The following is an 18229-nucleotide window of genomic DNA, read 5'->3' as shown; positions in this document are numbered from 1 at the left end:
CTGCCATAAAATTATTACTCAATAAAATTTAAACAGGCTCTAAAATAACATGGAAAAATTATTAGAAAAATTCGGAGCTACTTCGAGAGAACGTGTAGAAAATGCACTTCTAAAATTACAACAAGGAAAAGGCATCCTTTTAGTAGATGATGAAAATCGTGAAAATGAAGGCGACATCATCTTTCCCGCCTCCACCATTACAGAAAAAGACATGGCACTTTTAATTCGCGAATGCAGCGGAATCGTTTGTCTGTGTATTTCGGAAGAGAAAAGCAAACACCTTAATCTTCGTCCGATGGTGGAAGCCAACAATTCAAAAAATCAAACCGCATTTACCATTTCCATTGAAGCAAAAGAAGGTGTTGAATCTGGTGTTTCTGCGAAAGACCGTGTAACAACAATCAGAACAGCCATTGCTGAAAATGCTTTGGCAGAACACATCGCAAGTCCGGGACACGTTTTCCCTTTAATTGCAAGAAAAAATGGAGTTTTCGAAAGAAGAGGTCATACAGAAGGAAGTGTAGATTTGGTAAAAATGGCAAATCTTGGCGACGACGCCGTTCTTTGTGAATTGACCAACGAAGATGGAAGCATGGCAAGACTTCCCGAAATTGTAGATTTTGCAGAAAAAAGAAATATGACTGTAGTGACTATAGAAGATATTTACGCTTACCGCAAAATGATTTTGAGTAACTAAAAACATCTGTTTAACGCACATTAAAAGTCCACTTAAGATTACTTGAGTGGATTTTCCAATTGACACCCCACACAATAATTACTTGTCAAATAAACAACAAAATCAAATTATTTTTATACTTTTTTAAAAAATACAAACTTTTAGAACGGTTTTTGATTTAATGTTTTCGTAAACTTTTGTTCTTTCATTTGTCATCGACACAATCGCTTTTATATTTATTTTTAATCAAAATTTTAAAGCCATGAAAAAACTATTTCTTATTATTCCCTACTTCATGATTTCTGAAGCAACGGCACAGGAAATCGTAAATTATGAACCCGCATCGGCAGCTCCTTTGGATAAAATGAATATTATTAAAACCAATGTTACAGGATATGCTTTCAGGAATATTAATTTATCATACGAAAGATCGATTAACCGTTGGTTTGCGGTGAACGTAGGCTTCGGAACCGTGGCGGAAGGCAAAGTTCCGTTTATGAATGCTTTTCTGAGTGATGAAGACGAGAAAAATTTTCAGAATCTTAAAATCAAGGCAACCAATTTTACCATAGAACCAAGATTTTATATTGGCGAAGGCTATGGAAAAGGATTTTATTTTGCCCCTTATTACCGATATTCGAAAGTTTCTACCAATACTTTTGATTTTACTTATGATTACACTGCATTTAATACCACCTATCCTATTCCTTTAAAGGGGAATGGTGATGCTAATGGAAACAGTGGCGGTTTGATGGTAGGAGCACAGTTTTTCCTGAATAAACAGCACAGTTTTGTTTTAGATTTTTGGATTGCCGGAGCACATTATGGAGCAGGAAAAGGAGATTTTACGCTGACAAGTGATATCGTTCTCACCCCTGAAATGCAGGCACAGTTGAAAAAAGAAATTCAAAATTTGGATGTTCCTTTTGTAGATTATACGGTAGAAACGAATGCAAATGGAGCCAGAATTAAACTGGACGGACCTTGGGCAGGATTCAGAAGTGGTTTTTCTTTAGGATATAGATTCTAATATTTTCAGCATAAAGAAAAGCGCCTTAGAAAATTTCTGAGGCGCTTTTAATATATTAACTGTAGCATTCTTTAAATCTGGAAATCAAATTATCCATCGTGTGTCTTTGTACATAAACCGTCTTCACATCCTCATATCTTGGAGATTTGTAAAACACTTCATGAAAATCCATACTTCCGTTGCCTACTTTTACAATTTTTTGAACTTCAATGTTCAATTTTTTCAATTCATCTTTTAAGACCTGAAATTCGTCTTGAATATTATTCATCTTTACATTTTGTTTTTAAGTTATAAAATCATCATTTTTTTCATCATTAACCCCCATTAAATTCAATACAAGGTTAAATTTTTAATAAATTTAGCAAATATATTTAAACCAGCAAAGGGGTTTGGAGAATTTTTAATGATTTATCTTAATTGCAAAAACTATACCTAACTGTTTAGTTATTAATTAAAAATAAATTTAATGTGAACTGAATGTTAACAAACGTAGATTTAATCGCACTTTATACAATTGATTCTTTTTGAATCAATTAGCCAAATCAAGTTTAAAAATAATTTTATCCTGTCGTAAAATTTTAATGAAAAAATTTAACTTTAAGTAATTTCAAACATCAAAAAAGGAAATTAAACACAATGAATATCTTTACAACAGTTTCTCTCATTATTTTCACAGCGACTTCAATGTCTATTTCTGCACAGCAATATGAGCCTGTAATTTTAGAAGCTAAAAAGGGAAATGAAAAACCAAACGATTCCAATAAAAATGAAAAAGTAAAGTACTTTATGCAGTTTGGAATCATGTCACGAAACCATGATAACTTCAAAGAAAAATACGGAGTATATGTAGTGTACGAAAATTGCGTCATCACTCCATTTATGTCTGAAAAAGCAAAGAAGAACAATCAGGAAGTTGCCCAATATTTAACAAAAAAATACGGCGAAAGCTGGAAAAAAGATTTAGAAATAATCCCTTACGGGTTATAAACTCTGCTTTTCTTCTACCTCAACTTCGTGTCTCAGCTGCGCTTTGTATAATGTAGAATAATATCCGTTTTTATCTAAAAGCTCCAGATGTTTACCTTCTTCAACAATTTTGCCATGCTCCATCACGATGATTTTATCGGCTTTCTCAATGGTTGAAAGTCTGTGAGCAATGATGATTGACGTTCTGTTTTTGGTAATCTTTTCGGTTGCTCTCTGAATCAATTTTTCACTTTCGTGGTCAATTGACGAAGTTGCTTCATCTAAAATTAAAATTTTAGGATCTGATAAATAAGCTCTTAGGAAAGATAAAAGCTGTCTCTGTCCTAAAGAAATAGACGAACCTCTTTCGCTCACCACAAATTCGTAACCTCCGGGAAGACTTTCAATAAAGTCATCCACTTCAATTTCTCTTGCACCAGCTTTTATTTTTTCTAAAGTTACCTCATCATCACCAAATGCAAGATTTTCGTAAATACTTCCATGGAAAAGGAAAACATCCTGCAAAACCACACCTATATGACTTCTCAGATTATACAGCTCGTAATCTTTAAGCTCAATATCATCAATATAAATTTCACCAGAATTGATATCGTAAAGTCTTGTAATTAAACTGATAATCGTAGATTTTCCGGCTCCGGTTGCTCCGACAATTGCCACAGTTTCTCCCGGATTAACTTTAAAATCAATTCCTTTTAAAACTTCCTGTTTTTCATCATAAGCAAAACGAACATTTTTGAATTCTATTTTTCCGTCGAAATGATCTTTCTTTACGGTTCCTGTATTTGGCATTGCATAATCTTCATCCATCACGCCTAAAACTCTTTCTGCACCAACAATTCCACGCTGAATGTTATTGAAACGGTCTGCAATCTGTCTCAACGGACGAATCAACATCGAAATAAACTGAATAAACGCAATAACAACACCCGCACTAATCGTAATATAACCTCCATAAAACAGGACAAAACCAATAAAAAGGGATGAGATTAATTCAACTACAGGGAAAAATAATGAGAAAATGAAAACCGTTCTTAGTAAAGCGCTTTTTAAAGTAATATTAATTTCATCAAATTTTTGAAATTCTGCTTTCTGTCTGTTAAACACCTGAATAATCGGCATTCCCGCCAATCTTTCCTGCACAAAAGAGTTTTGATTGGAAGTCCAGGTTCTTTCGTCGCCAAAAGCTTTTTTTAATTTCTTTTGAAAAAAACGAGTGATAACCACCATTAAAGGTAAAATGGCAAGAGAAATATAGCTCAAATGCACATCTACCTGAAACATCATAAATAAAACGAAAGCAATTCTCAAGACATCTCCAAAAACCATCAGAAAACCGTCTGTATAAACCGTTGCAATAGTTTCTACATCACCAACCGCTCTCGTCACCAACTGACCGATTGGAGTTTTATCAAAAAAAGCAGTTCTGAAATAAATCAGCTTATTATAAAGTCTTTCACGAATATCTCTGATAACATTCTGCGAAATATAGTTTGAAAAATAAACTAAAAAGAAATTTAAAATCGTTTCGGCAAAAACCAACCCAACCAAAGCATAAATATGCTTCATCATGAGCGCCTTATCTTTAAGCTTCGTGATGTCATTATCTACAATCTGCATTGTAAGATAAGGTCTGTATGTAGAAACAACCGATAGTATGATGGAAATAATCAGGGTAAAAATAAACCAAGAACGAAACTTCATCCCAATGAAGAAAAGCCTTTTTACAATTGCCCAGGTATCTTGTTTTTTCATTATTGAAATTGACGTAAAGAATTGTTTTGAAAAAATTCTCTGCAAAAATACGTCTTTAAAATTTTACAGCTTGAAGAACTTAGATAGAAAATTAAAGATATCTGTTATTTACCGAATGTATATTAATGAAGATTTTTTTCTTTTTCAATACCGATTTCTTCAATTTCCAGAACAGGATTTTGAGTATTTTCTTTTTTGAATTTATTCTCGAGCAATCTGTAAACTCCATAAACACAACCAATCGCAAACAACCAACTTATAATATTAATTACTGAAAAACCCGCATAATTATTATCATTCAAAGAATTCGGATTTGTAAAAGCAACATACATTCCATAAGAAAACAAAAACAATAGCTGAAATCCTAAATAAATACCGATCGCCAAAAGCCCGAAATGCCATTTTGTTTTGCCAAATCTCTCAGCTAAACCTGCATAATAACGATAAGCGCCCACAAGAATAATTATTGACATCATAGTTTTTTAATCTGTTTTTTGAATTAAACACAAATTACACAAATATTTTTCACAAATTGGCACAAAAGCACGAAAATTATTTGTGAAGATTGGTGTTGATATTCGTAAAATTTGTGTTTACATATCAATCAAATTCATAACCTACATCCACCAAAAACAGCGCATGAGCCGGAGCAGAAGTTCCCGCAGAATTCCGGTTTTTATTTTCGATCACTTTTCTCATATCTTCCGGCTGTATTTTTCCTGAACCTACTTCTACCATCGTTCCTACAATCGCTCTTACCATATTTCTCAGAAAACGGTTTGCCGAAACTGTGAATTTCAATTCGGTTCCGTTTTGCTCCCATTCTGCTTTATATATTTTGCAGAGATTGGTTTTGTTGTCGGTATGAAGTTTTGCAAAGCTTGTAAAATCTTCATATTCAAAAAGAATTTTGCAAGCTTCATTCATTTTATGAATGTCTAAAGGTTTTCGCCAATGTTGCCACGCCGAATCCTGTGTAAACGGATTTTTTTCCAAAGAAATATAATATTCATAGGTTCTGAAAGTCGCATCAAAACGGGCATGAAAATCGTTTTTAACTTCAAAAATTCGTTTTATTAAAATATCAGCAGGCAAAAAGCTATTCAATTTATGCGAAAGATGTTCACTCAAAACCTGATCGGTCTCAAAATGGGCAAACATTTTCTTGGCGTGAACTCCGGTATCTGTTCTTCCGGCTCCTGTTGTTTTAATTTCTTCCCTTAAAATCGTAGAAAGAGCTCTTTCTAATTCTTCCTGTACGGAAATATCTTTCGGCTGAATCTGATAACCAAAGTAATTTTTACCGTTGTATGAAAATTCTATAAAATATCTCAATGTGAATCAATATTAGATTTTAGAAATAAAATGTTCAGAATAATAAAATATTGTCCTTTGTTTTACTTCTTAAACGTTCCTGCAAAAATACTTTAATTTGATGGCAAAAAAAATTGTTAATTTATTTCGAAAACTGATTAAAAACATCAATTAACGGTTTTAAAATTCTTATTTTTGTCAGCGTATGAAAAGATGGTACCTCTACCCTTTTTCCTTAGGTTATCACATGGTTACGGGAATCCGAAACACGATGTACGATCTGGGAATTTTTAAATCTACGAAATTTAAGACACCGATTATCAATGTCGGCAATCTTTCTGTGGGCGGAAGCGGAAAATCGCCAATGGTGATGTATTTGGCAAAATCTTTATCAAAACATTACAGAACAGGCGTTCTTTCCAGAGGTTACGGAAGATTGACCAAAGGATATGATGTTACCAATTACGACAGTAATTACAAAACTGTGGGTGATGAAGCGATGCAGCTTTTTGAGCGTTTTAAAAACCGTTTTGTGATCGCCGTTTCTGAAGACCGAGTTCCCGGAGCAAAAAAAGTAATCGATGATATGGATCTTGATGTGTTGATTCTTGATGATGCGATGCAACACAGAGCCATCAAAGCAGGATTTAATATTTTGATGACCGATTTTAATGATCCTTATTTTAAAGATCATCTTCTTCCGGCTGGAGATTTAAGAGAATCACGAGCAGGAGCAAAAAGAGCAGACATCATTATGGTCAGCAAATGTCCTGATGAACTGACTGAGGAAACCAAGCAATATTATATTTCAAGGATAAAACCGGAGCGCAGTCAAAAAGTGTTTTTCTCATCGATTGGGTATGACGAAAATGTTTATTCAAGAGAAAAAATGCTTCCAGATAATAACCTGAATTATTACGACATTCTTTTGATCACAGGAATTGCTAACCCAAAACCTTTACTGGCCCATTTAGCAAAGTTTTCGCAGCGTGTAAAACACCTGAAATTCAGAGATCATCATAATTTTACTGATACAGATATTAAAAACATCGTTGAAGAATACAAAAAAATGGGCGAATACAAATTAATCTTAACGACTGAAAAAGATTACGTACGCCTGAAAACTTTCGATTATCTTCGAGATCTGGTCTATTACTGGCCAATCAATGTGGTGATTGATAAAAAGGAAGAATTCAATCAAATGATTATGAATTATGTAAGTAAAAAACAATAGAAAATCTGCGGCGAAAGTTGCAGATTTTTCATTTACTATAGATTGTTTCAATTCTTAAATTTAAGCCAATTCATATATTTTCATTTCTAAATTACATTTCAATGTTTAGATTTGTAAAAATAAATATCTGCATATGAAACAGTTGTTAACTTTTATGATGTTGAGTATTTTCACTTTGGGATGTGCGCAAAAAACACCTGAAGTTTCTAAAACTCAATTTTCAAAAGAAGCATTAAATCAGAAACTGGAAGATGAAAACGGAAAAAACATCAGCGTTCAGGAAATATTAAATCAACATAAAGGAAAAGTTTTAGTCATTGATTTCTGGGCTGGTTGGTGCAGAGATTGCCTTCAAGCATTACCAAAAGCCGAAGAATTAGAGAAAAACAATCCGAACATCGATTTCGTTTTCTTTTCATTAGAAAGATCAAAAGAAAAATTTGACAGCAGCCTTGAAAGATTTAATATGAAAGAAAAAGAAAATTATTGGTTTGCTTCAGGCTGGAAAAATGATTTTAATAATTATATTGACCTTAACTGGATCCCGAGATATATGGTGATTGATCAAAAATCTTCCATTGCAAAATATTACGCAATTTCTCCCGAAGATCCTGAAATACAAAAGACAATTGATAAGCTTTTAAAATAAAGTTGAGATTAAAATTTAGGCTAAACTTTAAATCTTAAACACAGAACTTTTCGACAAAAACCATAGAATCCATATCTTTGTGATATGGATTTTTCTTTTCCGCTCCGCAAAATAATTCATGTTGATATGGATGCATTTTATGCTTCTGTGGAACAGTATGATAATCCTGAATTACGAGGAAAAGCGATTGCAGTTGGTGGTGGTCATCGTGGTGTTGTTTCAGCGGCGAGTTATGAAGCAAGGAAATTTGGTGTCCGTTCTGCGATGCCCAGTAAAACGGCGAAAGAAAAATGTCCGCATTTGATTTTCGTTCCACCTAGATTTGCACGATACAAAGAAATTTCCAGAAAGATCCGTGAAATTTTCTACGAATACACCGATCTGGTGGAACCACTTTCTCTGGATGAAGCCTACCTCGACGTTACCGAAAATAAAAAAGGGATAGAATCTGCGAATCAGATCGCGAAAGAGATCCGTCAGAAAATATTTGAAGAAACCGGTTTAACTGCTTCAGCAGGAATTTCAATTAATAAATTTTTAGCTAAAGTTGCTTCAGACATCAACAAACCCAACGGACAGAAAACTATTCATCCCGAAAAAATAGAAAAATTTCTGGAAGAATTGCCTGTTGAAAAGTTTTACGGCGTAGGAAAAGTAACCGCCAATAAAATGTTTAGCCTCGCCATTTATAAAGGAAAAGATCTAAAAAACAGATCGCTTGAAGATTTAACGAGACTTTTCGGAAAATCGGGGAAATACTATTACAATGTCGTTCGTGGAATTCATCATTCTGAGGTAAAACCCAACCGCATCCAGAAAAGTGTTGCCGTAGAACGTACGTTCTTCGAAGATCTTTTTGATGAACAACAAATCAACGAAAAACTTGAAAACTTAAGTCAGGAGCTTCATCAGCGTTTACAGAAACATCAAATTCTAGGAAGGTCTTTAACATTGAAAATCAAATATAAAGATTTCTCACTGTTTACACGAAGCTTTACAAAGGAAGAGTATTTCACTTCTCCCGAACAATATTTTGCTACGGCAAAAAAACTCTGGGAGCTCCGCCCTTTTGATAAAGCGGTACGATTATTGGGATTGTCATTATCTCACCTCAACACCGAAGAAAAAAAGCAGGTTTCAGTACAGCTTAAAATTCCGTTTGAGGAGTTTGAAAATTAAAAAATTGATTTTCAAAAAAAATAATTTCACCAAATACATCAATTATGAACCCAACCATGATTCAATTTTTCCACTGGTATTCAGAAGGAGACGGAAAACTATGGAAGCACGCTGAAGAGCAGGCAACGCATTTGTCTGAGCTTGGCATTACCTCTGTATGGTTTCCTCCGGCTTATAAAGGAACAAACGGTGGATATTCTGTAGGATACGACGCTTACGACCTCTTTGATCTCGGAGAATTTGACCAAAAAAATTCAATTCCTACAAAATACGGAACCAAAAATGATTATAAAAAAGCCATTCAAAGCTTAAAGAAAAATAATATTGAGGTTATTGTAGATGTGGTTTTAGGTCATAAAGCTGGCGGTGATGAATTAGAAAAATTTAAAGCTGTAAAAGTTGATGAAAACAACCGTGAAAAAGTCATTTCTTCAGAAATTGAAATAGAATCGTACACAAAATTTACTTTTCCGGGACGTGGAAAAAAATATTCAGATTTTGAATGGAATTTTACTTGTTTCAGCGGTGTAGATTATGCAGAAGGAAAAGATTCACATATTTATAAAATCAAATCTGAATATGGTGACGACTGGGAAGAAATGATCGATGATGAAAAAGGAAATTACGATTATCTGATGTTCAACGACATCGAACACCGGAACCCTCATGTGCGTGAAGAGCTGAATAAATGGGCAAAATGGTATTTTGATGAAACAGATTTTGATGGAGTAAGACTAGATGCTTTAAAGCATATTTCTTTTGATTTTTATAAAGAATGGTTAACAATGCTCCGTTCCAATTCCGGGAAAAATATTTTTGCGGTTGGTGAATATTGGGCTCCCGGACAATTGAATTTGTTACAAAAATATATTGAAGCTACAGAAGGTTGCATGAGTCTTTTCGACAGTTCGCTTCAAAATAATTTTTATACTGCATCTAAAGAGGGCGGTTCTTATGACTTAAGAAATATTTTTGCTGAAACTTTAACAGAAGCTGACCCGATGCATTCTGTAAGTCTGGTTGATAATCACGACACGCAACCTTTGCAGGATTTGGAGGCTCCGGTTGAAGCTTGGTTTAAACCTCTTGCTTATGCACTTATTTTATTGAGAGAAAAAGGATATCCTTGCGTTTTTTACCCTGATTTGTATGGAGCTCATTATAAAGATAACGACCGTGAAGGAAATGAGCAGGAAATATTTTTAGAAAAAGTAGACGGTATTGAAGAACTTTTAAAAGCAAGAAGAGAAAATGCGTACGGAATTCAAAGAGATTATTTTGAAGATGCCAATTGTTTAGGCTGGATTCGTGAAGGTGATGAAGAACATCAAGGTTGCGCCGTTGTTCTGAGCAATAAAGATGCTTACGAAAAACCGATGGAAATGGGTGAAAAATATATTGGTAAAACTTTTTACGATGCCTTGGCAAGATTTCAGGAAAAAATAGAAATCAGAGAAGATGGCTGGGCAGATTTTCCTGTTCCTGCAGGAAATGTGAGTGTTTGGATTCCTGAATAATATTTTAAAAAAACTCTCGCTGATTTTGCAGATTACGCTGATTTATTTAACATTCTTAAAATCTGCAAAATCAGCGAGAGATCAATATTCTAAAGCATTTATCACTCAAACTATATTTTGGCTAAAGCCCATATTGAAATTATAATTTTGGAATCGGGCTAAAGCCCGCTCCTATTGATATTTAAACAAAAAAATCCAGCCTATTAAGACTGGATTTCGTTTTATTCTTTCTTTAAATATAAATCAAAATAATCGGTCACCTTTTGCATCAAATGTACTCTGTCTTTCCCTACAACATTATGCGGATGTCCCGGATACACAAAATAATCCATCTGGATACCTTGGTCAACTGCAGATTTGATGAACTTCATTGAATGTTGCCAAACCACAACATCATCCTGCGCTCCATGAATCATTAGTAATTTGCCTTGTAAATTCTGAACTTTATCTAAAAGATTCGCAGTTTTATAGCCTTCAGGATTTTCCTGAGGAGTATCCATATACCTTTCGCCGTACATGATTTCGTACATACTCCAATCGATTACCGGACCTCCTGCAACACCTACTTTGAAAACATTTGGTTCTTTAAGCATAAAGCTTGTCGTCATAAAACCACCAAAACTCCAGCCGTGAATTCCCATTCTATCTGCATCTACATAAGGAAGAGACATCAGATATTTTACACCCTGCATTTGATCTTTCATTTCTACAGTTCCTAAGTTTCTAAAAACGGCTTGTTCAAATTTCAGTCCTCTGTTTGCCGAACCTCTTCCATCCATTGTGAAAACAATATACCCGTTTTGAGCCATATATTCGTACCAAAGATTTCCTGAAGCCGGAAAAGTATTGGTCACCAATTGCAAATGCGGGCCGTTATATAAATAAACAATCGTTGGATATTTTTTATTCGGATCAAAATTGGTCGGAAGAATAACTTTTCCATACAAAATTGTTCCATCATCAGCTTTCAGATTAATATTTTTAATTTCAGGACGAAGGTAGTTTTTCAACGGATTTTCAGACTTTAAAATATTGGTAGATTTCAAAGTTGAAGTATTAAGAATATCTGCAACTCTAGGGGTCGTTGCATTGCTGTAAGTATCATATAAATAATTACCGTCGCTACTCAAAACTCCTGAATGCACTCCTTCTGCGTTGTCCATTCTCTGGGTTTTGAACGTATTCCAATTGATTCTATACAAATGTTTTTCAGTAGGATTATCTTGAGTAGAAACATAATAAATTTCTTTTTTATTTTCATTAAACCCTAAAATATCGGTAACCAACCAATCGCCTTTTGTGATTTGAGCAATAAGTCCTTTTTCTAAACTGTAGTGGAACAAATGATTATACCCCGTTCTCTGACTTTGCCAGATGAAATCTGTATTTGAATTCGGGAAAAACGTCAACGGATGCTGTGGCTCAACATATTTATCACTCGTTTCTTCGAACAATGTATTGATAAAATTTCCTGTAACAGCGTCATATTTATTCATTTTTAAATGATTCTGACCTCTGTTTAAAACGCCTACGAAAATATATTTAGAATCTGGGCTCCAGGTAACTGCTGTTAAATACTGATCTTTTTCACCTTCTACTTTAAGGAAAGTTGTAGACTGGTTTTTAATATTATAAACTCCCAATGTTACTTCATGAGAAGTTTTTCCAGCCATCGGATATTTAATATTGGTATTCACTGCAGGCGTTACAGACCAATCAATTACAGGATAATCTGCAACCATAGTCTGATCCATTCTATAAAATGCTACATTTTCAGAATTGGGAGACGGAAAGATTCCTGTATCAATTCCAAATTCGTTTCTGTGAACATTAGATGCTCCGTTCAGAATATTTTCGTTAGAATCATTCGTTATCGCAACTTCTTTTCCGTTTTTATTGATGAATAGGTTATTGTTTTTTGTATAAACCAAAGTCTGATTATCTGCCAATGTTTTTACATTCGCAGGATTATCTCCTAATGTCGCCGAACGTTTCACTTTCCAATCGCTACCCGATTTTTCCAACCAATACATTTGATTATTAGCCGAAAAATAAGCTTCCGAATTGTTGATAAATTTTACAGGAGGAAGACCTTTCAGCTTATTATCAGCAAAATTTTTGTTCAGTTGAGATAAAGAGATTAAAGTATCCTGCTTATTCGTTTTAATATCCGTAGTCAAATATCCGCCTTTTACCGCCTGAATATAAGATTTACTGTCGCTTGACCATGAAAACTGTGAAATATTTTTTACCGCAAGATTAGTTCTCATGCCGTTTACAGCTTCCGCCATGGTAAATTTCTGGGTTTGAGCAAAAGCCGTTCCACCCAAAACAACCATCAATAAAGAAAATTTATATAATTTCATTGTATAAAATTGAATCCGTCAAAAATAAGAAATAAAAACCACCCGTTAAGAAATGTTAAAATAAAAACATTATGAAAGTGTATTTTAAACTTTAAAAAGAATTATACATCATAATTTGAAAAGTTCCTGAATAATATCATTTTACCGTTCCCAATTCACAAATTGTTATCTTTGTAAAAAAATTTAAAACAAAAATATGAGCGTACACATCAGTGCAAAAAAGGGAGAGATTGCCAAAGTTGTTTTGCAACCGGGAGATCCGCTTCGTGCAAAATATATCGCAGAAAATTTTCTTGAAAACGCAAGATTAGTAAGTCAGACAAGAGGTATTTTTTATTATACCGGAACTTACAAAGGGAAAGAGATCTCTGTAGGAGCAAGTGGAATGGGTTTCCCAAGTATCGGAATTTATTCTTTCGAACTGTACACAGAATATGAAGTTGATACGATCATCAGAATCGGAACTTGTGGCGGATATTCGAGTGATGTGAAATTATTCGATATTTTAAATGTAGAAAATGCAGCCAGCGAAAGCACGTACGCAAAATATGCTTGGGGATTTGAAGAAGAGATTTTTTCTCACCAGGGAAATATTTTTGACATCATCAACGAAACAGCCGAAGAATTAGGGTTAAAAGCTAAAGCAACCAATATTCACAGCAGTGATATTTTTTACAGAAAAGATCCTGCAACACCGGCAATTGCGACAAAATACAACTGTCCTGCAGTAGAAATGGAAGCTTTCGGATTGTTTGCGAATGCAAAACATTTAGGTAAAAATGCAGCGACTATTCTTACGGTTTCTGATATTATCCCAACCAAAGAATTTATTTCGGCAGACGAAAGAGAAAAAGCTTTGAAACCAATGATTGAATTGGCTTTGGAAGCTGCTTTGAAAGTGATTTAATAAAAATCAATTGATAAAAATAAAAGAGCTTTACTTTGTGAGTAGAGCTCTTTTTTATATTCTGAAAAAATTTCTGGCGACTTCTGTAGTTTCATCGGCAACTTCAGAGATACTTATTTTTTTGAGATGTGCGATTGTTTGGGCAACATAAGGCAAAAATGACGGTTCGTTTCTTCTGTTTTGCATTCTAGGCATATTTTTCGGAAGCATAAAAGGTGCATCGGTTTCAATCATCATTCTATCGAGTGGAATATATTTGATGACCTCTTCCAAATGTTTAAATCTGTTTGCATCACTTATGGCTCCGGTAAATCCTAAATAAAATCCTTTATCCAGATAAGTTTTCGCCTCTTCTAAAGTTCCTGTAAAACAATGAACCACTGCTTTCGGAAGTTTTGATAAATATTCGTCTGTGATTTCGTTGAATCTTTTGAAAGCTGCTCTTTCATGAAGAAAAAGAGGTTTATTCATTTCAATTGATAATTCCAGTTGAGCGCGATAGCATTTTTCCTGAATAGGTCTTGGTGAAAAATCTCTGTCAAAATCAAGTCCGCATTCTCCAACCGAAACTACATGGTTTTGTTTTAATAATTTTCTTAATTCATTAATACTTTCACTGTTGAAAGATTTTGCATCGTGCGGATGAATTCCTGCTGTAGAAAATAAAATTTCAGGATAATCTTCTGCAATCTCTGCCGATTCTTTGCTTCCGCGAACGCTTGTCCCCGTAAGAATCATTTGTTCGACTCCATTGTCGAGAGCTCTGTTGATGATTTCTTCTTGCTCATTGTAAAATTGTTTATTGGTCAGATTGATGCCAATATCAATAAATGTGTTCATTTTTTGTTTGTTTTATTATTTATTAAAAAATATCTCGTTACATGTGCTCTGTTGATTGAACTTTTAAAAGCTTTTTCAGAATAAAAACTTTTGTAATCTGAATCAGTTGTTCCATTGATTTCTCTTGTGATTTTAACCCAGATCAATTTTCGTCTTTTTTGTCTTTGCTTAAAAGATTTAGTGGTTTCACTAAGCTGGTCTTCGATTTCAGATTTTTCAGTTCTCCTCCATTTTTTATTTCCATTTCTTTTTAAATAAGATCCAATCTTACCATATTCGAAGCTTCTGTAAGTTCCTTTATTGTAAACGTTTTTCATCTGTCTTTATAAAAAAATTTAAAGCTAAAATTTGGTCAAAATTATTTTGTTACTGCGTAATCTTTTTACGTATTAAATCATTCATTAATAAAACCTTCCAAAAAACCAATCAGATTTTTTCCGCCGTGGCTCCAGCGAATTCCGTGACCGTCTTTTTCTCTGACTTCAAAAACCAATTCATGTTTATAATGAAAGAACACATTCCACCACGTTTTATTCTCTAAAATAAAATTAATCTTCTCCATGACGATTTGTTGTTTTTGATGATTATTTCCTTTTATTTCGCCCCAAAATTGGTCTTCCATTCTTCCGACGTGCTTTTCCCAAGCTCTTTGCGCAATGGTAATTTCTTTATTGAAAGATTTTTCACAAGCTTCTATCAATAAACTTTTCAAAGGAGGAATTGCGTTTTCATCACGTAGACTTGCTGAGGTTAGTCTTTGTCCTAAAATATTCAGCCAATGTTCAAAAGGAATTTCTTCCAGTTGTTTTACTTTAACTGTATCTGAATTTTCAGAGTGTAAAATATGAGTAAATAAATTGAAACTGTCATCACGATCAATTTTAATTTCATCATTAAAAAATGGAAGATTGAAATCTAAAGTTTGGTCTTTAAATTTCTGAATATTCAGACTCAAATTTTTGAGATGTTCTTCAGCCAAAATTCCTTGGTATTTTTCTTTCCAATCTTTTGAAAATAATGGAATATAATTTTTAAATAAATTCATGTTTTTTTTAAACACTAATAACACAAATGTTTTCACAAATATCACAATAAATCATTTGTGCCTTTTAGTGTGAATATTGGTGTAATTTGTGTTTAGATTAATTTTATAAGATTAACAGGCAATTTCTCTTCGTTAATCAAATACTTAATAAGATTAAACCAATTTTTAGAATAATCTAAAATCCAGGCATCAGAAGAAACGATTATTTCTGCATTTTCAACTAAAAATCTATCTGGATTAAACTCCAGTTCAACATTCCAATCAAAATTATTTTCTTGAGCAAAATCTAAAATTATTTCTTTAATTCTTCCACTGTTTGAAACAGGTTTATCAAAAATCCAGATTAGCTTTTGTACCTGAGATTTCTGAAAAAATGTAGCAACCAATTCAATCGCTTTTTGTGTTTGATTGACTCTTTTGTAAGTTCCATGAACACCGGAAAGATCACGAAAGCAACCGTCGATTCCTTCAAAAATATAAGCTTCAGAAAGTAAACTTTCCAATAAAATTAATAAATTAAAGCCATCAAGGTAAATCGTTTTATCTTTTAAATCTGAAATTTGAAGTTCTTTATTTTTTCTGCTCTGAATCTGATTTTCAGAAGCCGAAGCACCACGCAAAGCCTGAATTTGTCGGGCTTTCAATCGATAATGATTACCCACTAATTCGGAGGACGCTTTTTCTGCATAATTTCGGCTCAGCAAATATTTCATATCCTGAATGGCTAATTTCAGTTTATCGATCTGCTTTTGTGAAGAAAATAAGGTATCGTCGCCAGTATTTTTTCCGCGATTTCTATTGTTCATATTCAAAAATATAATTTTTGGAGCAAATTGTTCTATTTTCATTTAAAATTACGTGTTTGCGCAATCGATTACTCAAAATTACATTTTAGAGCCTATTTTTGGGGAAAATCTTTTTTTAACAACCAAGATTATTTAAGTTTAAAACCAAACTTCACAAATTCAAAATATTCCTAAAAGACTGAAAATAAAGACTTAAGATTAAATCCACTTCTTCAAATTCACATATTCTTAAAAATTTATTGAGTATTACATAAAATTATTACATTTAAAGGTTAACAATTATTAATTCATTAATGAAGTTTATAGGATATGATGTTGGAAGCTCATCGATAAAGGCTTCTATCGTAGATGAACAGGGCAAAGTGATCGCTCATGCAAAATATCCGGAAACAGAGATGTCTATTGATTCTCCAAAGATCGGTTGGGCAGAACAAGATCCGGAACAATGGTGGCAAAATCTCAGAATTTTAACTCAAAAAGTAATTGCTGAAAGTCATATCGATAAAAACGAGATCAAAGGAATAGGTATTTCTTACCAAATGCACGGTTTGGTTTTGTTGGGAAAAGATAAACAGATTCTTCGTCCGTCAATTATTTGGTGCGACAGTCGTGCTGTAGAAACTGGTGACCAGGCTTTCAATGATCTGGGTGAAAAAGTTTGTATGGATAAACTCCTTAATTCTCCAGGAAATTTCACTGCTTCAAAATTAAAATGGGTAAAAGAGAACGAGCCCGAAGTATATGAAAAGATCTGGAAATTTATGCTTCCCGGAGATTTTATTGCATTGAAATTAAGCGGTGAAGCAACAACAACAGTTACCGGACTTTCTGAAGGTGTACTTTGGGATTTTCAAAAACACCAGCCTTCAAAAACATTGTTAAATCATTGGGGAATTGATGAATCATTGGTTTCAAAAGTGGTTGATAATTTTACGGAGCAATGTGTCGTTTCAAAACAGGGAGCTGAAGAAAGTGGCTTACCAGAAGGAATTCCTATTTTATACAGAGCGGGAGATCAGCCAAATAATGCTTTGTCTTTAAACGTAATGAATCCCGGAGAAATTGCCGCAACGGGTGGAACTTCCGGAGTTGTTTATGGTGTAACAGATAATATTCATTCTAAAGAATCTGTGCGAGTAAACAATTTTGCACACATTAACCATACTCAGGAAAAGCCAAGAATCGGGAAAATGCTTTGTTTAAATGGGGCAGGAATTCAGTACAGCTGGTTGAGACATCAGGTTGACCAAAAAAGACATTCTTATCAGGAACTGAATGATTTGGCATCACAAATTCCAATCGGCTCAGACGGAATCATCGTTTTACCTTTTGGAAATGGAGCCGAAAGAGTTTTAAAAAATAAAGATATTGGTTCTTCTACCTATAATGTGAATTTTAACCGTCACAAAAGCGTTCATCTTTTCAGAGCAGGATTGGAAGGCATCGCCTACTCCTTCGTTTATGGAACTGAAATTCTGATGAATGATGGTCTTCAAAAAGGTATTATTAAAGCCGGAGGTGATAATTTATTTCGTTCTTCTTTGTTTGCGCAATCGATTGCATCTTTATTAGATACTGAAATAAGAATTTTTGATACAACAGGTTCTACCGGAGCAGCAAGAGCAGCAGCGATCGGAGCAGAAGCATTTGATACGCTCAACGATATTTTAACAGAAAAAGATATTACCACCACCTACATTCCTGATTTTAAAAATATGGATCAGTACAAAGAAAGCTATGCGAAGTGGAAAACAAAACTAGAGCAAGTAATTACTAGCTATTAGCGAATGGCAATTGGCTTTTAGCTTTACATTCAATTGTTAGCGATTCATTTTAAACGATGAGATAAATTCGCAGCCCGACTTGAACGGAAATCCTTTTGCGAGGAGGAACGACGAACAAAAGATTGGGAGTGGAAGGCGGAACA

General features: G+C 33.9%; 18 protein-coding genes. 9 read left to right on the top strand and 9 right to left on the bottom strand.

Annotated elements, in window-relative coordinates:
* Window positions 1-49: 49 nt before the first annotated feature.
* On the top strand, window positions 50-697 hold the full coding sequence (gene ribB, locus OEW74_RS17430) for a 3,4-dihydroxy-2-butanone-4-phosphate synthase (protein WP_066679424.1): 648 nt from the start codon (window positions 50-52) through the stop codon (window positions 695-697).
* A gap of 241 nt (window positions 698-938) precedes the next feature.
* Window positions 939-1706, top strand: coding sequence for a DUF3575 domain-containing protein (locus OEW74_RS17425; RefSeq protein WP_265429673.1), 768 nt, complete (start codon window positions 939-941; stop codon window positions 1704-1706).
* A 55-nt stretch (window positions 1707-1761) separates the two neighbouring features.
* Here OEW74_RS17425 and OEW74_RS17420 read toward each other — a convergent pair whose 3' ends face one another.
* Complete coding sequence (locus OEW74_RS17420; protein ID WP_265429672.1) at window positions 1762-1974, bottom strand: hypothetical protein; 213 nt, start codon at window positions 1972-1974, stop codon at window positions 1762-1764.
* Window positions 1975-2342: 368 nt separating this feature from the next.
* Here OEW74_RS17420 and OEW74_RS17415 point away from each other — a divergent pair, with 368 nt between their 5' ends.
* Window positions 2343-2693, top strand: coding sequence for a hypothetical protein (locus OEW74_RS17415; protein WP_265429671.1), 351 nt, complete (start codon window positions 2343-2345; stop codon window positions 2691-2693).
* Here OEW74_RS17415 and OEW74_RS17410 read toward each other — a convergent pair.
* The 3 genes from OEW74_RS17410 to truA all read right to left on the bottom strand — a co-directional run bounded on the left by OEW74_RS17410 (window position 2688) and on the right by truA (window position 5780).
* Complete coding sequence (locus OEW74_RS17410; protein WP_265429670.1) at window positions 2688-4445, bottom strand: ABC transporter ATP-binding protein; 1758 nt, start codon at window positions 4443-4445, stop codon at window positions 2688-2690. The genes OEW74_RS17415 and OEW74_RS17410 overlap by 6 nt on opposite strands.
* Window positions 4446-4567: 122 nt before the next feature.
* Window positions 4568-4921 (bottom strand): hypothetical protein, encoded by a 354-nt coding sequence (locus tag OEW74_RS17405; RefSeq protein ID WP_265429669.1) that lies wholly within the window; start codon window positions 4919-4921, stop codon window positions 4568-4570.
* A gap of 124 nt (window positions 4922-5045) precedes the next feature.
* Complete coding sequence (truA, locus tag OEW74_RS17400) at window positions 5046-5780, bottom strand: tRNA pseudouridine(38-40) synthase TruA (protein ID WP_265429668.1); 735 nt, start codon at window positions 5778-5780, stop codon at window positions 5046-5048.
* Window positions 5781-5964: 184 nt separating this feature from the next.
* Between truA and lpxK the strand changes: the two genes are divergently transcribed.
* From lpxK to OEW74_RS17380, 4 genes are all read left to right on the top strand, one after another.
* On the top strand, window positions 5965-6993 hold the full coding sequence (gene lpxK, locus OEW74_RS17395; RefSeq protein ID WP_265429667.1) for a tetraacyldisaccharide 4'-kinase: 1029 nt from the start codon (window positions 5965-5967) through the stop codon (window positions 6991-6993).
* 133 nt (window positions 6994-7126) lie between these two features.
* The gene (locus OEW74_RS17390) at window positions 7127-7642 is read left to right on the top strand and encodes a TlpA family protein disulfide reductase (RefSeq protein ID WP_265429666.1); all 516 of its coding nucleotides are present in this window, start codon (window positions 7127-7129) and stop codon (window positions 7640-7642) included.
* Window positions 7643-7726: 84 nt separating this feature from the next.
* Window positions 7727-8821: a DNA polymerase IV gene (gene dinB, locus OEW74_RS17385; protein ID WP_265429665.1), complete on the top strand. Its 1095-nt coding sequence runs from the start codon at window positions 7727-7729 to the stop codon at window positions 8819-8821.
* A 44-nt stretch (window positions 8822-8865) separates the two neighbouring features.
* The gene (locus OEW74_RS17380) at window positions 8866-10338 is read left to right on the top strand and encodes an alpha-amylase (protein WP_265429664.1); all 1473 of its coding nucleotides are present in this window, start codon (window positions 8866-8868) and stop codon (window positions 10336-10338) included.
* Window positions 10339-10559: 221 nt separating this feature from the next.
* Here the strand turns inward: OEW74_RS17380 and OEW74_RS17375 are convergent, their stop codons facing one another.
* On the bottom strand, window positions 10560-12704 hold the full coding sequence (locus tag OEW74_RS17375) for a S9 family peptidase (protein ID WP_265429663.1): 2145 nt from the start codon (window positions 12702-12704) through the stop codon (window positions 10560-10562).
* 196 nt (window positions 12705-12900) lie between these two features.
* Here OEW74_RS17375 and deoD point away from each other — a divergent pair, with 196 nt between their 5' ends.
* Window positions 12901-13611 carry a purine-nucleoside phosphorylase gene (gene deoD / locus OEW74_RS17370; protein WP_210151494.1) on the top strand — a complete coding sequence of 237 codons (711 nt, stop codon included), beginning with the start codon at window positions 12901-12903 and terminating at the stop codon, window positions 13609-13611.
* A gap of 54 nt (window positions 13612-13665) precedes the next feature.
* On the opposite strand, the gene OEW74_RS17365 is transcribed toward deoD, so the two are convergent.
* The 4 genes from OEW74_RS17365 to OEW74_RS17350 form a co-directional block, all read right to left on the bottom strand.
* The gene (locus tag OEW74_RS17365) at window positions 13666-14451 is read right to left on the bottom strand and encodes a TatD family hydrolase (RefSeq protein WP_265429662.1); all 786 of its coding nucleotides are present in this window, start codon (window positions 14449-14451) and stop codon (window positions 13666-13668) included.
* Window positions 14448-14768: a hypothetical protein gene (locus OEW74_RS17360; RefSeq protein ID WP_265429661.1), complete on the bottom strand. Its 321-nt coding sequence runs from the start codon at window positions 14766-14768 to the stop codon at window positions 14448-14450. The genes OEW74_RS17365 and OEW74_RS17360 overlap by 4 nt, the downstream gene beginning before the upstream one ends.
* A 77-nt stretch (window positions 14769-14845) precedes the next feature.
* Window positions 14846-15496 carry a hypothetical protein gene (locus OEW74_RS17355; RefSeq protein WP_265429660.1) on the bottom strand — a complete coding sequence of 217 codons (651 nt, stop codon included), beginning with the start codon at window positions 15494-15496 and terminating at the stop codon, window positions 14846-14848.
* Between the two features lie 92 nt (window positions 15497-15588).
* The gene (locus OEW74_RS17350; protein WP_265429659.1) at window positions 15589-16302 is read right to left on the bottom strand and encodes a DUF434 domain-containing protein; all 714 of its coding nucleotides are present in this window, start codon (window positions 16300-16302) and stop codon (window positions 15589-15591) included.
* Between the two features lie 293 nt (window positions 16303-16595).
* On the opposite strand from OEW74_RS17350, the gene OEW74_RS17345 reads away from it, so the two are divergent.
* Window positions 16596-18086 carry a xylulokinase gene (locus OEW74_RS17345; protein ID WP_265429658.1) on the top strand — a complete coding sequence of 497 codons (1491 nt, stop codon included), beginning with the start codon at window positions 16596-16598 and terminating at the stop codon, window positions 18084-18086.
* The last annotated feature ends 143 nt before the right edge of the window (window positions 18087-18229 follow it).

Origin of the sequence: Chryseobacterium sp. YIM B08800 (genome assembly GCF_026163565.1) — a bacterium.
Lineage (GTDB): Bacteria > Bacteroidota > Bacteroidia > Flavobacteriales > Weeksellaceae > Chryseobacterium.
This window is presented reverse-complemented; position numbering and strand designations above follow the sequence as displayed.

Excerpts from the sequence above, each read along its gene's own strand:
- OEW74_RS17380 (WP_265429664.1), top strand. The coding sequence starts at position 8,866 with ATGAACCCAACCATGATTCAATTTTTCCACTGGTATTCAGAAGGAGAC.
- dinB (WP_265429665.1), top strand. The coding sequence starts at position 7,727 with ATGGATTTTTCTTTTCCGCTCCGCAAAATAATTCATGTTGATATGGAT.
- OEW74_RS17365 (WP_265429662.1), bottom strand. The coding sequence starts at position 14,451 with ATGAACACATTTATTGATATTGGCATCAATCTGACCAATAAACAATTT.
- OEW74_RS17425 (WP_265429673.1), top strand. The coding sequence starts at position 939 with ATGAAAAAACTATTTCTTATTATTCCCTACTTCATGATTTCTGAAGCA.
- OEW74_RS17350 (WP_265429659.1), bottom strand. The coding sequence starts at position 16,302 with ATGAACAATAGAAATCGCGGAAAAAATACTGGCGACGATACCTTATTT.
- OEW74_RS17420 (WP_265429672.1), bottom strand. The coding sequence starts at position 1,974 with ATGAATAATATTCAAGACGAATTTCAGGTCTTAAAAGATGAATTGAAA.
- deoD (WP_210151494.1), top strand. The coding sequence starts at position 12,901 with ATGAGCGTACACATCAGTGCAAAAAAGGGAGAGATTGCCAAAGTTGTT.
- OEW74_RS17355 (WP_265429660.1), bottom strand. The coding sequence starts at position 15,496 with ATGAATTTATTTAAAAATTATATTCCATTATTTTCAAAAGATTGGAAA.
- OEW74_RS17390 (WP_265429666.1), top strand. The coding sequence starts at position 7,127 with ATGAAACAGTTGTTAACTTTTATGATGTTGAGTATTTTCACTTTGGGA.
- OEW74_RS17360 (WP_265429661.1), bottom strand. The coding sequence starts at position 14,768 with ATGAAAAACGTTTACAATAAAGGAACTTACAGAAGCTTCGAATATGGT.
- OEW74_RS17415 (WP_265429671.1), top strand. The coding sequence starts at position 2,343 with ATGAATATCTTTACAACAGTTTCTCTCATTATTTTCACAGCGACTTCA.
- OEW74_RS17410 (WP_265429670.1), bottom strand. The coding sequence starts at position 4,445 with ATGAAAAAACAAGATACCTGGGCAATTGTAAAAAGGCTTTTCTTCATT.
- lpxK (WP_265429667.1), top strand. The coding sequence starts at position 5,965 with ATGAAAAGATGGTACCTCTACCCTTTTTCCTTAGGTTATCACATGGTT.
- OEW74_RS17405 (WP_265429669.1), bottom strand. The coding sequence starts at position 4,921 with ATGATGTCAATAATTATTCTTGTGGGCGCTTATCGTTATTATGCAGGT.
- ribB (WP_066679424.1), top strand. The coding sequence starts at position 50 with ATGGAAAAATTATTAGAAAAATTCGGAGCTACTTCGAGAGAACGTGTA.
- OEW74_RS17375 (WP_265429663.1), bottom strand. The coding sequence starts at position 12,704 with ATGAAATTATATAAATTTTCTTTATTGATGGTTGTTTTGGGTGGAACG.
- OEW74_RS17345 (WP_265429658.1), top strand. The coding sequence starts at position 16,596 with ATGAAGTTTATAGGATATGATGTTGGAAGCTCATCGATAAAGGCTTCT.